At 67.2% G+C, this 13,012-nt stretch carries 15 protein-coding genes; 9 read left to right on the forward strand and 6 right to left on the reverse strand.

The genetic code is table 11. The annotated features are described in order from the left end of the window. The first annotated feature begins 274 nt into the window (after window positions 1–274). The 3 genes from GZ998_RS01540 to GZ998_RS01550 all read left to right on the forward strand — a co-directional run bounded on the left by GZ998_RS01540 (window position 275) and on the right by GZ998_RS01550 (window position 2,763). Entirely contained in the window at window positions 275–1,099 is an 825-nt protein-coding gene (locus GZ998_RS01540; protein WP_161923296.1) for a purine-nucleoside phosphorylase, read from the forward strand. Between the two features lie 75 nt (window positions 1,100–1,174). Then, window positions 1,175–1,906, forward strand: a complete 732-nt coding sequence (locus GZ998_RS01545) for a glutamine amidotransferase (protein ID WP_162679275.1) — start codon at window positions 1,175–1,177, stop codon at window positions 1,904–1,906. A gap of 170 nt (window positions 1,907–2,076) precedes the next feature. After that, window positions 2,077–2,763, forward strand: a complete 687-nt coding sequence (locus tag GZ998_RS01550; RefSeq protein ID WP_162679274.1) for an NAD(P)H-binding protein — start codon at window positions 2,077–2,079, stop codon at window positions 2,761–2,763. A gap of 113 nt (window positions 2,764–2,876) precedes the next feature. Here GZ998_RS01550 and GZ998_RS01555 read toward each other — a convergent pair whose 3' ends face one another. From GZ998_RS01555 to GZ998_RS01580, 6 genes are all read right to left on the reverse strand, one after another. Further along, window positions 2,877–3,665: a Sir2 family NAD-dependent protein deacetylase gene (locus GZ998_RS01555; protein WP_219108577.1), complete on the reverse strand. Its 789-nt coding sequence runs from the start codon at window positions 3,663–3,665 to the stop codon at window positions 2,877–2,879. Window positions 3,666–3,740: 75 nt separating this feature from the next. Beyond that, window positions 3,741–4,481 carry a glutamine amidotransferase gene (locus GZ998_RS01560; RefSeq protein WP_161923299.1) on the reverse strand — a complete coding sequence of 247 codons (741 nt, stop codon included), beginning with the start codon at window positions 4,479–4,481 and terminating at the stop codon, window positions 3,741–3,743. 107 nt (window positions 4,482–4,588) lie between these two features. After that, on the reverse strand, window positions 4,589–4,936 hold the full coding sequence (locus GZ998_RS01565; RefSeq protein WP_219108548.1) for a DUF4190 domain-containing protein: 348 nt from the start codon (window positions 4,934–4,936) through the stop codon (window positions 4,589–4,591). Between the two features lie 78 nt (window positions 4,937–5,014). Next, window positions 5,015–5,677, reverse strand: a complete 663-nt coding sequence (locus GZ998_RS01570) for a LytR C-terminal domain-containing protein (protein ID WP_308807132.1) — start codon at window positions 5,675–5,677, stop codon at window positions 5,015–5,017. Window positions 5,678–5,769: 92 nt separating this feature from the next. Continuing rightward, window positions 5,770–6,273, reverse strand: coding sequence for a hypothetical protein (locus tag GZ998_RS01575; protein WP_219108550.1), 504 nt, complete (start codon window positions 6,271–6,273; stop codon window positions 5,770–5,772). Between the two features lie 71 nt (window positions 6,274–6,344). Further along, window positions 6,345–7,460 (reverse strand): DUF6177 family protein, encoded by a 1,116-nt coding sequence (locus GZ998_RS01580; protein ID WP_219108552.1) that lies wholly within the window; start codon window positions 7,458–7,460, stop codon window positions 6,345–6,347. 246 nt (window positions 7,461–7,706) lie between these two features. Here GZ998_RS01580 and GZ998_RS01585 point away from each other — a divergent pair, with 246 nt between their 5' ends. The 6 genes from GZ998_RS01585 (at window position 7,707) to GZ998_RS01610 (ending at window position 12,805) form a co-directional block, all read left to right on the forward strand. Continuing rightward, complete coding sequence (locus GZ998_RS01585; protein ID WP_161923304.1) at window positions 7,707–8,042, forward strand: hypothetical protein; 336 nt, start codon at window positions 7,707–7,709, stop codon at window positions 8,040–8,042. Between the two features lie 100 nt (window positions 8,043–8,142). Continuing rightward, window positions 8,143–8,454, forward strand: coding sequence for a pore-forming ESAT-6 family protein (locus tag GZ998_RS01590; RefSeq protein ID WP_108965449.1), 312 nt, complete (start codon window positions 8,143–8,145; stop codon window positions 8,452–8,454). Between the two features lie 5 nt (window positions 8,455–8,459). After that, complete coding sequence (locus tag GZ998_RS01595; RefSeq protein WP_219108556.1) at window positions 8,460–8,831, forward strand: DUF6507 family protein; 372 nt, start codon at window positions 8,460–8,462, stop codon at window positions 8,829–8,831. 27 nt (window positions 8,832–8,858) lie between these two features. Then, window positions 8,859–11,282, forward strand: a complete 2,424-nt coding sequence (locus GZ998_RS01600; RefSeq protein WP_219108558.1) for a DNA/RNA non-specific endonuclease — start codon at window positions 8,859–8,861, stop codon at window positions 11,280–11,282. A gap of 49 nt (window positions 11,283–11,331) precedes the next feature. After that, window positions 11,332–11,826: a hypothetical protein gene (locus tag GZ998_RS12935; protein WP_257504915.1), complete on the forward strand. Its 495-nt coding sequence runs from the start codon at window positions 11,332–11,334 to the stop codon at window positions 11,824–11,826. A gap of 538 nt (window positions 11,827–12,364) precedes the next feature. After that, window positions 12,365–12,805 carry a hypothetical protein gene (locus GZ998_RS01610; RefSeq protein WP_238994309.1) on the forward strand — a complete coding sequence of 147 codons (441 nt, stop codon included), beginning with the start codon at window positions 12,365–12,367 and terminating at the stop codon, window positions 12,803–12,805. The last annotated feature ends 207 nt before the right edge of the window (window positions 12,806–13,012 follow it).

Here is a 13,012-nt window from a genome sequence, read left to right on the forward strand (position 1 = left end):
TACGCACCCCGCAGGATGGGGCACCACACCCACCCCCGAAGAAGGCCTCAGGACCCGCAAAGGCCGGGCCGGACGAACCAGCTAGAACACACGACACGCCCGAACCACACACACATTCGCGCCGATAACCCTCATCCGGGGGTCGGATCCCGCGCGTAGCCGTGGGGGCTGCGGGGGCCGGTGGGGTATTCATCCCGCGGGCGGAGTCGAGCACCGGGCCGGGCGGGTAGGCTCCTCAGGAAGACGAATGCACGACGCACAAGAGGGAGCACCCGTGGCCACACAGCCCGCAGCCGGAGTCTGGGACGAAGACCCCGACGGCGCCTCGATCGTCCTGGCCACTGGCCGGCAGCGTCACGACCTCATGGTCGTAGCCGAGCCCTGGCTGCTGGCCGAGCTGGACGAGGCCTGGGGACGTCCGGTCTCCCGTGTGCGTCTGTCCTTCCTGCCGGGCGTGTCGGCACCGGCAGGCCCCGGCCAGGAGGACGCCCTGTGCTCCTACGACCGTGATGGCCGCGGCGTGCTTGTGGCGCGCGGCCGCACCAGTCTCTTCGAGGGCAAGCCCGCCCGCCGCACCACGGCCCTGGCGCGCATCGCCCCCGGCGCAGGTGTGCGCGCGGCCCTGCTGGTCACCCGGGCGGTGGGACTGGGCGGCTGCGCCCCAGGGGACCTCCTTACGATCGGCGATCACCTGAGCCTGGCCGGCGTTCCACTGTTTCCCGCGACTGTCCCGCAGGAGGCCGCCTGGGATCAGGCTCTGGCCACTGAGCTCGCCGGCCTCGACGGCGTGCGCGACCCCGCCGTGGTTGCGCTTACCCCCGGCCCGGTGCGCCCAAGTCCAACGGAGGCTCGCGTGCTGGCGGCCCTGGGTGCGGACGCCGTCGTCACCGATACGGTCGCCGAGGCCATGGCCCTGGCCGCCCGCGGTGTGCGCGTGGCCGGGCTGGCGTATGTGGACGCGGTGGCCGACGGCGTCGGCGCTGATCGCTCCGCGGCGGGCCGCCGTGCCGCCGCCGCGCCGCCCCCGGCCGAGTTCCAGCAGGCGCCCGCGCCGGACGTGGTCCTGGCTGCGGCGGAGAAACTGCTCGCCGCCCTGTAGGGGGCGCCCCGCGGCAGTGGTGATACGTGAGACAAAGGGGTGAACAGAGCCTGGTGAGGAAATAGTCTCTGCCCTGTGAAACCCTTCCTCATGCTGGCCGCCCGCGCCGACGATGAGCCCGCCGACGCCGAATACGAGGCCTTCCTGCTGCGCACCGGACTCGACGAGTCCTCCCTGATCCGCCACCGCCTCGAGGCCGAACCCATGCCGGAGATCGACCTGGCTGACTGGTCCGGCATTATCGTCGGCGGCTCCCCCTTCAACGTCTCCACCCCGCAGGAGCGCAAGAGCCCGGTGCAGCTGCGCGTCGAGGCCGAGTTGGACGACCTGGTCACCCGCGTACTAGACGTAGACTTCCCCTTCCTGGGAGCCTGCTACGGGCTAGGCCTGCTCACCCGCCACGAGGGCGGCGTCGTGGACGGCACCTACAAGGAGGAGGTCTCCTACCCGCAGGTGGAACTGACCGAGGCCGGGCGCGAGGACCCGCTGCTTCAGGGGGTTCCGGCGGCCTTCCGCGCCTTCGTGGCCCACACCGACGCCGTCACCGTTCCGCCCGCCGACGGGGTCGTGCTGGCCGGCTCGGCGTCCTGCCCCGTGCAGCTGCTGCGGATGCGCACCAACCTGTATGCCACCCAGTTCCACCCCGAGCTGGACGGCAACTACCTGGCTCACCGCCTGTCCTTCTACGCCGGCCACGGCTACTTCGACGACGACCACCTCGCCGAGGTCCAGGAGGACGTGCGCCGCCAGGACGTCTCCGACTCGTGGAAGGTGCTGTCCAACTTCGTGGCGCGCTATTCCCGTTGAGGGGCCTCGTTCGGCCGGGGCGTAACCGGCGCCGACGGGCGCGTACCGGCATGGACACGACTGTGGCACGGTGCCAGGATGAGTGAAGCCCGTGGACGGAGGTTCACGGAGCACCAATGTGCGAGGAGGGGCGCGTAGGTCGCGTCCCGCGCACGGAAGAAGGTTGAATCATGTCCCGCATCGTCATCGTCGGCGGCCATGGCAAGGTCGCCCTGCTGCTCGCCCCGCTCCTGGTTCAGCGCGGCGACGACGTCATCTCCCTCATCCGCGATCCCGCGCACGCGGACGACGTGTCCGCCACCGGCGCCACCCCGCTGGTCGTTTCTGTGGAGGACGCCAGCCAGCAGGAGCTTGCGGCGGCCTTCGCCGGGGCCGACGCCGTGGTCTGGTCCGCCGGCGCCGGCGGCAAGGGCGGCCCGCAGCGCACCGAGGCGGTGGACCGTGAGGCAGCTATCCGTTCCATGGAGGCCGCCCGGGACGCTTCGGTGTCTCGCTACGTGATGGTCTCCTTCGCGGGTTCCCACGGGCAGGAGCCGGTGCCGGCGGATCACCCGTTGCGCACCTACGCCATGGCGAAACTGGCAGCGGACCGCCACCTGGTCTCCTCCGACCTGGACTGGACCATCCTCGGCCCCGGCCTGCTCACGCTTGACGAGCCGACCGGGCGTATCGACGTCGGCCGCTTTGACGGCGGTGAGCAGGCGCCGACCTCGCGTGCGAATGTGGCCGCCGTAGCCGCTGCGGTGCTCGCCGACTCCGCGAGCATCGGGAAGGTGATTCCCTTCCGCGACGGCGAAACGCCCATTGCCGAGGCGATCGCCGACGTCCCCGCCGAGTACGCCGACTTGGACAGCTGAGCCGGACTGAGAACGGCGGGCCGACTCCGCGCCGACCTATGCCGCCCGCGTGCCTGTACACCAGGTCCGCGGGCGGCCTGCATGCAGGCGGATCCGTGGCCCGGGCGGCAGGCTCAGGCTATGAGCCGTTCGGCCAGTGGGGCGAGGAACTCGCTGGTGCCGCCCTCCACGCGAATCGCGGCCAACTCGTCCACGGCCGTCGGGCCGCGGTTGATTACTACTAGTTCGGCGCCGCCGGCCAGTGCCTGCCGCACGATCCACAGGCCCGTGAGCACCGCCAGGCTCGAGCCCGCCACCAGCACGACGTCGCAGTGCCGGGCCGCCTGCATAGCCTCATCCATGACGGCCGGCAGGCTCTCACCGAAGAAGACGATGTCCGGCTTGAGCAGGCCGCCGCACTGCTCGCAGCGGGCCGCCTTGAAGTCGCAGGCCTCGGCGGCGGCCCGGTCGGCCTCCGGGGTGATGGCCACGCGGGCCGGGTCGGTTTCACGCGGGTAGTCGGGGTTCAATGCGGTCAGGCGCGTGTCCAGCTCCGCGCGTGGGGTTATGCGCCCGCAGTCCAGGCATACGACCCGGTCGTAGGCGCCGTGCAGCTCCCACACGGCGCGCTGCCCGGCGCGGGAGTGGAGCCGGTCGACGTTCTGCGTGGCCGTTCCCGTCAGCAGTCCGGCCTCCTCCAGCCGGGCCAGTGCCACATGCCCCGGCGTCGGGACCAGCGGCTCCAGTAGCCGCCAGGTGGAGTGAATGCGGGCCCATACCCACCGGTACCACACCGGGTCGGTGACGAATTGCTGGAAGTCCACCGGCTCCACGGGGGTGGTGCCCATGCCCCGGTAGTCGGGGATGCCGGAGTCAGTGGAGATACCCGCGCCGGTGACGGCGAGGGTGCGGCGGCCGGCCATTACCTCGGCGACGGCTTCGACTGCTGACTGCGTCACGGGTGGTCACGACCGATCCTTGAGCTGGAATGGTAAGGGTTACTCCTCGCGGCCGAAGTGGCTCACGAAGTTGCGGATGACCTGGCCGGCCACGTGCTCCTGCGAGCTGCGGGCCTCCGCCAGGATGTTATCCACCAGTCCTGGGTCCCCGTAGCCGGCGTCGGAGTAGACCGAGACGCGCTGGGCGAAGCGCTCGGCGTCGAGCTCCGGATTGAACTGGGTGCCGTAGACGGCCTTACCGACCCGGATCATCTGCACCGGGCAGTCCGCAGAGCTGGCCAGCAGGGTGGCGTGCTCGGGCACCTCCACTGCGCCCTCGTGGTGGCCGACGAAGGCGCTGAAGGTCTGCGGCATCCCCGCCAGCAGCGGGTCCTGGCGGCCCGCAGCGGTCAGGTAGACGTCAGTAGTGCCGAGCTGCTCGCCGAACTCGCGGGAAGTGGCGGTGCCCAGGTAGCCGGCGAGCACCTCCAGGCCGAAGCCGGTGGCGAGCACGGGCACCCCCTCCCTCAGGGACACGGCCAGCAGCTCCCGCACCTGCTCCTCCACGCGCAGCTGGGTGCGCGTCTTGGCGGCCTCGGGGGTGGAGATGTCGTAGGGGCTGCCGCCGATGAAGACGCCGGAAACGTCCTCGGCTGAGAAAGAGCCGGAGTAGTCGACCTCCTCCAGGAGGATGTGCTGGAGGTATTCCGGCTGGAGGCCGCCCTGGGCGAGGAAGGAGTCGTATTCGCTCTGCGCGGCTTCAAGCTCGGGACGCGTCGAGACCATGATGAAGGGCTTCACGCGATTACCATACGGGTTTTCTTGCTCGTGGAGCGCGCCGCGCACGGGTGGGGCGGCCCACCCGGCGATGAGGGCGTACCGGCTCACCGGCGCCAGGCGGCGTGGGGTCAGCTCATCTGGGTGATCAGCCACCACAGCCATAGCCAGCCGGCGGTGGTGGCTGCGCCGACGACGATTGCGAACCACGCCTGTCCGTGCCCGGTGTCGTAGCTGTTGCGTATGCGGCGCAGCGCAAAAATACCCAGGCCGAGGGCGAGTAGGCCCACGCCGGGGATGGGACTGAGGACGGCGCATACGAGGGCGGCGACCGCGGCAGGCTCGGTGCGCTGCCGGGGCGCCTGGTAGCCGGGGCCGACGAAGATCTCCCGCGGATTGAGTTTCTCGGTTCCCGGGAAGACGAAGTCGGCTGGGACGATCCGGGCGGGGTCGACGACATCGGGTTGCTCGGGGCTCATGACTTCATCGTGCCACGGATCGACCGGTCTGGGACTGCATGCGGATCAGCCCGCCAGGTGGGGTCGGGGAGCGAAGCGTCAATCGTCTGTGCCGACGGTGTTCTCGGTGCCTGCCCCGCTGCCCGCCTCGGCCGCCTCCGTGGAGGTGGTGGCGGTGACGCAGCCGGTGGGGGCGGAGACCACTTCCCCGGTCTTGAGCTGGCCGATCTCCTCAACGGAGAGGATGCCGGTGGAGTACTGCTCGCCCAGCACCACGGACACAGTGGGGTCGTCCGCGTCCTGTGTCTCATCAATCTGCACGACTACGGAGCCGGTGAAAGCGCGCGCGAGGGTGTAGGCATTGGTCAGGCCGGCGGGGGACGTGGTCAGCTGTACGTCGCCGCTGTAGTCTCCCTTGGGCCAGTCCGCCGTGTTGTTGACAGTCAGCCCGGCGTCACCGAGGGTGTCGGCCACGCCGCCGGCCAGGCCCATGGTGTTGGTGCCGTTGTAGACGTTGACGGGGATCGAGGTGATCTCCACGGTGGTGGCGTCGGTGGGTGGGCAGGGCTGCACCAGGGGCGTGGTGTCCTCCTCCGCGGTTGAGAAGCCCGGATCGTAGATGGCAGGCAGTATGCCGCTCCAGACCATCAGGCCCACCACGGTCACTGCGGCCATGGCCGTCAGCACACCACCGATCACGATTGTCTGCCGGCGCTTGAGGCGGCGCCGGTACTCGGCATAGGGATCAGCGGAAGTGCTCACGCCCTCAGGGTAGTGGACGGCCCGGGCTCGCGGGGCGTTGGCGGCGCAGCACCCTAGTGCGAACCTGTTCCGATACCGGTGCGCGATACGGGCTAGCCGCGGCCTGGTCCGCTGGCGGGCCAGTCAATGGTGGGCCTGTCAATGGTGGCGCGCCGCCACTGCTCCTGGGCGGCGCGAGTCGGCCTCCACCGCCCCTCCTCGGTCACGCGCCACCACCAGGGCTCCGGTACGGGTAGGACTGAGCCCTCGCTGACTGCTACACCGTGGAACATGATGCCGACGTCGATGGGCACCTGGGTGAACACGTCGCAGCGTTCCTCCCAGGGCACCAGGAACTGGTTGATGACGTACGGTGGCTCCCAGTCCCGTGGGAAGTCGACCTGGAATATGCGGGTGAGCTCGCGCGCGTCGGCAACCAGGCTCGGTCTCACGATCTCCAGGCTGGGGCGGAGGTCGGAGAAGTCCGTGAAGATGGCTACGGCGGCGTTGTCCGCGGTACGGGTGTAGGTGGCGGTGATGTCGCGGGCAAGCGCCAGGCTGACGACGTCCAGGACCTCAGGCACTTCCTGGGTGACTGCGGTGATAATGCGGGGCACTGCTGCTACTCCTTGAAGTCTGAGAAGTCCGAGTGGATGCGGGCTGACGTATATGGGGCGTATTGGGCGAGTCAGGTCTGCTGCGCGGCGGGGCCATGGTTGTTGGGCGTACTGCCCTCCACCCCGAGGGCGCGCCTGACGTTCCCGGCGTCGCCGTCCAGGGTGTGCACCAGGTTCAGCAGCGGGCCCCAGTCGGCGTCGAAGTTGGATTCAAGGGGCACCAGCAGGCCGCGGCGGCGGCCGTAGCCGGTGGTCTGGCCGCCGTGGGCGGCGGCCACTCGCGCGGCGTCGAGGCCGAGTTGTCGCATACCCGGGGCGCCGATGAGCACGGCTAGGGGCGTGGGCGGGCGCCTCACGGTCACTGGCAGGGAAGTATCGGCGCGGGCGTAGGTGCGCATGGCGAGCGCGAACTGCGGCTTAGCCTGCTCGGCCACTGCCCGGAACAGTGCCATGGCCCGGTCGCGGAATGCGGTGGGTGGTGTGGCCCCGGCAAGGTTCAGCTCCACGTACTCCTCCAGGCCGTTGTTGGTGCGGGAGGCGGTGAGGGTGCCAGTAAGGGTGCCGTTGTAGCCGTGGCCGGCCAGCACCAGGTGGACGGTGGGCATGTGCGCGCGGCAGAAGCCTGTTAGCGCGTCGCGGTCCCAGAATGCGCCGGCAGGCTCGTAGCCGCCCCAGGAAAGCTCGGCGTCGGGTAGCAGCTGCTCGGTGACCAGTTCCACGACGCCGCCTAGCCGGGTGCTGCGACGGGTGGGGTGATAGGCGGAGATTGACACGGTGAGGATGGGGCGGACGTCTCGCTGCACCATGTGCCGCGGGGATACCGTCAGCTGCTGCTGCTCCAGGACCTCGAGGGTCTGCCCGAGCTGCGGGATCAGGCGGCCGGAGCGCAGCTCGCGGTAGGTGGGGCCCTCCTGGACGAGCACGATGGTGCCGGTTGCGTCGGTGAGGCGGTCGAAGGCGGGAGTGACGGTGCTGTTCTCGGGGACTACCAGGATGGTGCGCTGGGAGCTTCCGGCGGTGCGGTGCAGTAGGTCTGCCAGCGGCTCGGTCAGGGCGACGACGGGGCCGGGGAGCCTGGTTACCCTGGCGCGGTTGCCGATCTGGGCGTCGAGCATAGGGTGCGTCATCTTGAAGGTGGGCTGCTCGGCCCGGGGCCCGCCGGGCAGGGCGAATGTTCCATGAGGCATGGGTGGGCGTGGCTCCTTCCGGGGACGGGCGAAGAGGGATGGCGGTGGATGTCGCGGCGCGCCGCACCGGACTGAGTTCGCATGGGTTGTGCGCACCGACTCGCGGCAGACGTTACTCTTGCGTGACTGCTGACGGAGTGCAATGCTACGCGACGTAGCCGCCCCGGCGGCCCCGCGGTCCCGATTCGGTACTTGTATCGGGCTGTATTACACCTGCAATTGATTCCTTCCTGAGGGGCACAACACATGAAGTTCGACATGGGCGCGTCCACGCTGACGACGCTGACCAAGCAGACCTCCTCCTCCAATGAGGACCTGGGCGCGCTGGTCAAGGAGCTGGTCGCTGCGGCGGAGCCGCTGGAGGGCCGCTTCAACGGCAGCGGGCGGGCCGCCTTCGACGGATTCAAGGCCCGCACGGATGAGGTCTCGGCAGAGCTGAACGCCTCCTTGGCGGCTGTTCTGGGTGGTATCAGCGGCATGGACATCGCATTCACGCAGGGTGAGCAGGAGATGGTGGATACCACCCGTGCGGCCGAGGGCTCGGTGAGCTTCGACTCCGCGCGCTTCGGATCTGCTCGCTGAGTCGGCTTGGAACGACCTGCCGGTAGGCGTCGGAGAGGCCGACGTTGATCAAGAAGACTTCCACGATTGAGTAAGTTGTGTCCTCAAGGAGGGGACGAGTATGGCCAACCAGATTGACAAGCGCTCCTACGACGTCGGCGCCTCACAGGAGGTGCAGGCGAACTTTGAGCGGGTCGCCTCGCGGCTCGAGAGCCTGATCAACCAGCGTGACAGCGACGTCAAGACCGCCATGGCCCAGTACCAGGCCGATGGCGTCTCGGATGAGTACCAGGCCAAGGAGCTGCGCTGGAAGAATGCAGCGGGCGAGGTGCGGGGGATCATTGCCACGCTGCGGCAGTCGATGCAGACCACGGATGAGGGCGCTCAGTCCACGCTGCAGCGCGCCCGCCAGGCCGTGGATGAGATCGGCTGACGGCGGTGTCGGCCTGGGACATCGATCCTGACGGCGTGGCGCAGGTGCTGTCTGATGAGCAGGCGCTGGTGGACTCCACCCCGGGTCAGGAGGGCGATTTCACCACCTCCCTGAACGGCGTCAGCGATGAGTTGGGAAACGTGGTCACGCCGTGCGCCGAGGCCAGCGGCATGGGTACGGACTCCAATGGGGAGGAACTCATGCAGTCAGCGCTCGTGGCTAAAGCGGTCATCGATTGGATCGATACGCACAAGCCGGACTTCGAGTCCGTCACCACGACGATCAGTAACGTGTTGAACAACACCGTTAAGGCGGTCAACGCCTACCAGCAGCACGATGAGGCGTCCGCGCTGGAGTTCCAGCGCCAGGCCCATTGATATCCCCCGACGTAGTGAGTTGACCCTATGGCTACCCCCTTTGATGAGACGAAGATCCCCGCTGTGGACTTCGACGTCGACTCGATGAGCACTGCGGCGACGAACCTGAAGACGAAGGCAGGTGACCTGCGTACCTCCGGCTCGGACATCAAGACCAAGTGGGCGGGCATCCAGAACGTGTACAAGGCACCCGAGCAGGAGACCTTGTATGCCGCCATGGATCCGGTGGCGACGGACACCGACACGCTGGCCTCCGCCCTGGAGAGCATGGCCGGGTATCTGTCCACCTTTGCGGAGTCGATGTCCGGCATCAAGTCGCGGGCACAGACCTTGAAAGCGGCTGCGGTCGCCTTCAAGGCGAAGATCAAGGACAACCCGGAGTGGGACCATGATCAGGACCTGGTAGATGAGAACAACGGCCTGGTCACCACTGCCAACGGCATCCAGGTGGACATGTGGGATGCTGAACGGACCTGCGCCAACAACATCCGCGCCCTGGACGGCCTGGAGGGCTATCACGCCAACCCCACGGGTGACGATGACGAGCTCGGCTACGGCTACTCGGAGATTCCCGATGACGCCGAGGGCCAGGCTTGGGGCAGCCCGGTGGACCGGCAGGACGCCTGCCCGAAGAAGGCTGCGGTGTCCACCAAGCGTTTCCTGTGGGACGGGCTTGTGTGTGAGGGCCTGGGCGGCATGGTCAACGGCGTGCTGAATCTGGGCGGGGCTGAATTCGAGGGCAGTGACGGCTTCACCCACGACGGCGAGCGTTTTGCCGCCACATGGCGGGGCATGAGCATGCTGCTCGGCTTCACCTGGAATGAGGACGGCAGTTATGCGGGCTGGCATCCCTCGCCTACGGCAACGGGCGCTTGGAAGGAGACTGCAAAAGGCTTCGTCTGCTGGGACGTGTGGGAGGATGACCCGGCCCGCGCGGCGGGCGGATTAGTGTTCAATGTCCTCTCCCTCGCACTTCCAGGTGTAGGCATCGCCACCAAGGTCACCTCCGGCGCCTCGAAGGCAGGTAGGGCCGCGCGCTGGGCTGCTGTGGTGGGCAAGGTGCTGAACTACCTGGACCCGCTTGGCATAGTGGTGGACATTACGTTGGGCAAGGGCCTCAAGGTTGTTCTGGGCAAAGTTGATCTGGACTTTACTGATCTTGACCTGCCTGGCCGCAGGGGTAGGGCGGACGGCGCCACCGACGCCAGTGTCGACGTCGACGCTCGCACCGATCTGCCTGACATGGGTGTAGATGTTGACGGTGGAGTGCGGAGCCCACGTACCCACGGTGATGGGAGTAATCAGACTCCGGATCTGGACGGGATTGATCTGGGCCGCAGCGACGTGGATGCGCCCGGCACGCGGCGTACCCCGGACATGGACGCCGCTCCTGATGCGCCCGATGCTCCGCATGCACGCGGTGGTGATGGGGGCGACGTGCCGGAGGGCGGCCGTAGGCCGGATGCCGATGCGACGCCCGACGGTGGCAGGGGTCCTGATGGGGATGTGAGTCCGGACGGGCGCACCCCCGATGCGGATGCGCCTGATGGGGTGCGTCGGACGCATAACGGTGATGCGGCTTCTGATGGCGGCCGCACGCCGGACGGGGATGGGGTCGCGTCGGATGGGGAGCGCTCGCCGGAGGTCAAGGACTCGCCCGACACCGAGCAGCGCACGCCGGACTATGACCCGGATAAGGATGCGTTCAACCGGGAGCATCGTCCCAGCACGGAGCAGACGGTAAAGGTTGATGCCGACAGTCCGCTGGTGCCTAAGCCGACTAAGCCCTTTGGCAAGGGTGTGGACTTGGAGCCGAACACCTGCTACGAGGTAGAGGGACGCGGAAAGTACTACACCAACGACGCCGGTGAGGTTGTGCATGTGGAGGCGGACTCGGCGGTGCAGCGGCAGACGTGGTTGGGTCGGACGTCCACGACGATGAATCCGGATTTGAGGGATCCTCTGCCGAATGCGACGTATACGGTGGATGGGAAGTTCCACTATACGACTGATGATTGGGGTCGTACGGTGCGTCTTCAGGTGGATCGTCTGGATGTGGTTGATGCTGATGCGACGTATGAGTCGAAGGCGGTGCAGCGGCGGATAGGCCATTATGGTGATGGTCTGGGTGGTGGCTTCCAGGGTGGTCACCTTGGTGGTAAGCGGTTCGGTGCGCCGCCGGAGGACATTAACGTGGTGCCGATGAAAGAGTCGGTGAACGGTAATCATCCGGGTAGCTTCTATGAGTTGGAGCAGAGGATCGCTGACAACCCGGGCAACTACCGGAACATCGACATCCGTATCGAGTACGACGGGCCGCCCGCAAACGCCGGCTCAGTGGCCAGGCTGGGGGACGTGAACCCGGTAGACAGAGTACCAACGGAGTTTACCGTCAGTTGGACAGAACAGAATGGCTTGCAGGAACAGAAGAAATTCGTGAACAGAGAATAGTCGATTATAAGGCCAGACTCGATGTTTAAAACAAGGGAACGGAGCGGAAATGACGGCTAGCGACGGGGAGCTATTGCCTCGTATTGAGGGCGAATTTCGGGCGTGGTTAGAAACAACACAAAGCGATCGAGCGGAAATTGAGACTAATGGCATAGGACTTACCCAGCGAAATACTGCATGGCTGCTGCGAGCTGACGAAAAGGAATCCGTGAGAATTCCGTGGGAACTCAGTTCGCCGCAGGGTAAACTAAGGGCTGCGCAGGTTGTTCCTGGTCGTGGGGCGTGGACGTGGTGTCGGTTGTGGATGGATGCGTCTGATGGGGTGTTGCACCAGGCGTGTGACTGGATGCGGGAGCCGGATTTTGGTTCGGTTCCGGCCGGTGCGGGTGAGTACGCGATTGAGCTGGACATCTATCCGCGTGATCCTGAGTATATTCCGGAGTGGCTGGCTGAGCGTGCTGCTGAGTATGAGAAGCGTAAAGAGCGTAATGCTCGTCGGCGTGAGGCGCGTCGTCGTAAGCGTGAGCAGGAGCGCGGCGAGTGAGCTGAAGCGGCGGCGGAATCCTGGTGTGTCCAAATCCATGACAAACGCGCTCGGGGGCGTTGACTTCCTGGGAGGAAACGTTGGAATCATGCGGACGCCGGATTGGCTTCGGTGGGTGTAGACGGTGTTTGTCATAGATTGTGACAGGCTCCAGGCGCACACGCCTCCACGGCCACCCGCCCTCGGACGGTAAGTCTCGTTGGAGGTGACGGGGGCCAACGCGACCGCGGACCCGATTTGGTGTCCGGATTCGGGACAAGCGGCGGTGCCGGCCTCGGCCGGCGGCAGCAGAACCGCGTGATTTCAACTACTTCTGCGCAGGGGCCAGGTGGCAGGTGTCTAGGTGTCCCGGAGTCGTTTGTCCGGGTCCCGGACACAAACTCGGCCCGGAGCGGCTGGAACGCAGCTTGGAAATCGTTTCGGACGATCGTGACGCATGTGACCCCGCTCTGGGATGCGGTGCGTCTTCGTTCGCGGTAGTGTCGTTTTGGTAAACGCCGATGCCAGTTTGACCCGAGCAGAGTAGAGGCAGGAACTCATGACCGAGTGGTCCTTCGAAGCACAGATGCAGGCCGTCGAGGCGCTGTCTGACGCCTGCGCACGCTGGATGCGCTCCGCCCACGTGGAGGAGATGTCCATCGAGGTCCAGGCCGTGGGCACCCGCGCCGGCGTGCGCAGCCGGGCGCTGCGCTCCTCCGGGCTAATGCGCCGCGGCGGCTGGGAGGACAACATCGTGCCACGGGAGGTCGTCGAGCCCGCCGTCAAGGTGCGCATCGCCATGGCCCGGCCCGGCGGCGGAGCCTGGACCAGGGGCGTGTTCACCATGAACAAGCAGGACTACCAGCTGATCTCCGACTTCGACTACGACCACGAACCCGTCCTCAACCCGCCCTACACCCCCGAGGATGTCGCCCAAGAGCTTCAGCTCTTCCCCCGCGACCCCAAAGCGACCCCGGACTGGATGAAGCAGAACCGGTGAGCAGCCCCTACCCTGACTATCCCGTCTCGCCACAGTTTCCCCAGCAGCGGGCCTCGGTGCCGCCCACACAGGCTCAGCCCGTACCCGGCGGCCCATACCCGGCATTTCAGGTGCCGTACCCGGTCCCGCCCGGGACACCGCAGCAGGTGCCGCCCCCGCCCTACGGCGGGCCGTACCACCCGCAGGTGCGGCCCCGGCCAACGGCCG

The sequence above is a fragment of the Actinomyces sp. 594 genome (genome assembly GCF_019325145.1).
GTDB lineage: Bacteria > Actinomycetota > Actinomycetes > Actinomycetales > Actinomycetaceae > Actinomyces.

What these genes read in the sequence shown, in the direction of transcription:
- GZ998_RS12935 (WP_257504915.1), top strand. Translation starts at nt 11,332, where the DNA reads ATGACGGCTAGCGACGGGGAGCTATTGCCTCGTATTGAGGGCGAATTT.
- GZ998_RS01610 (WP_238994309.1), top strand. Translation starts at nt 12,365, where the DNA reads ATGACCGAGTGGTCCTTCGAAGCACAGATGCAGGCCGTCGAGGCGCTG.
- GZ998_RS01555 (WP_219108577.1), bottom strand. Translation starts at nt 3,665, where the DNA reads ATGGCCGGCCGCCGCACCCTCGCCGTCACCGGCGCGGGTATCTCCACT.
- GZ998_RS01585 (WP_161923304.1), top strand. Translation starts at nt 7,707, where the DNA reads ATGAAGTTCGACATGGGCGCGTCCACGCTGACGACGCTGACCAAGCAG.
- GZ998_RS01565 (WP_219108548.1), bottom strand. Translation starts at nt 4,936, where the DNA reads ATGAGCCCCGAGCAACCCGATGTCGTCGACCCCGCCCGGATCGTCCCA.
- GZ998_RS01600 (WP_219108558.1), top strand. Translation starts at nt 8,859, where the DNA reads ATGGCTACCCCCTTTGATGAGACGAAGATCCCCGCTGTGGACTTCGAC.
- GZ998_RS01590 (WP_108965449.1), top strand. Translation starts at nt 8,143, where the DNA reads ATGGCCAACCAGATTGACAAGCGCTCCTACGACGTCGGCGCCTCACAG.
- GZ998_RS01580 (WP_219108552.1), bottom strand. Translation starts at nt 7,460, where the DNA reads ATGCCTCATGGAACATTCGCCCTGCCCGGCGGGCCCCGGGCCGAGCAG.
- GZ998_RS01550 (WP_162679274.1), top strand. Translation starts at nt 2,077, where the DNA reads ATGTCCCGCATCGTCATCGTCGGCGGCCATGGCAAGGTCGCCCTGCTG.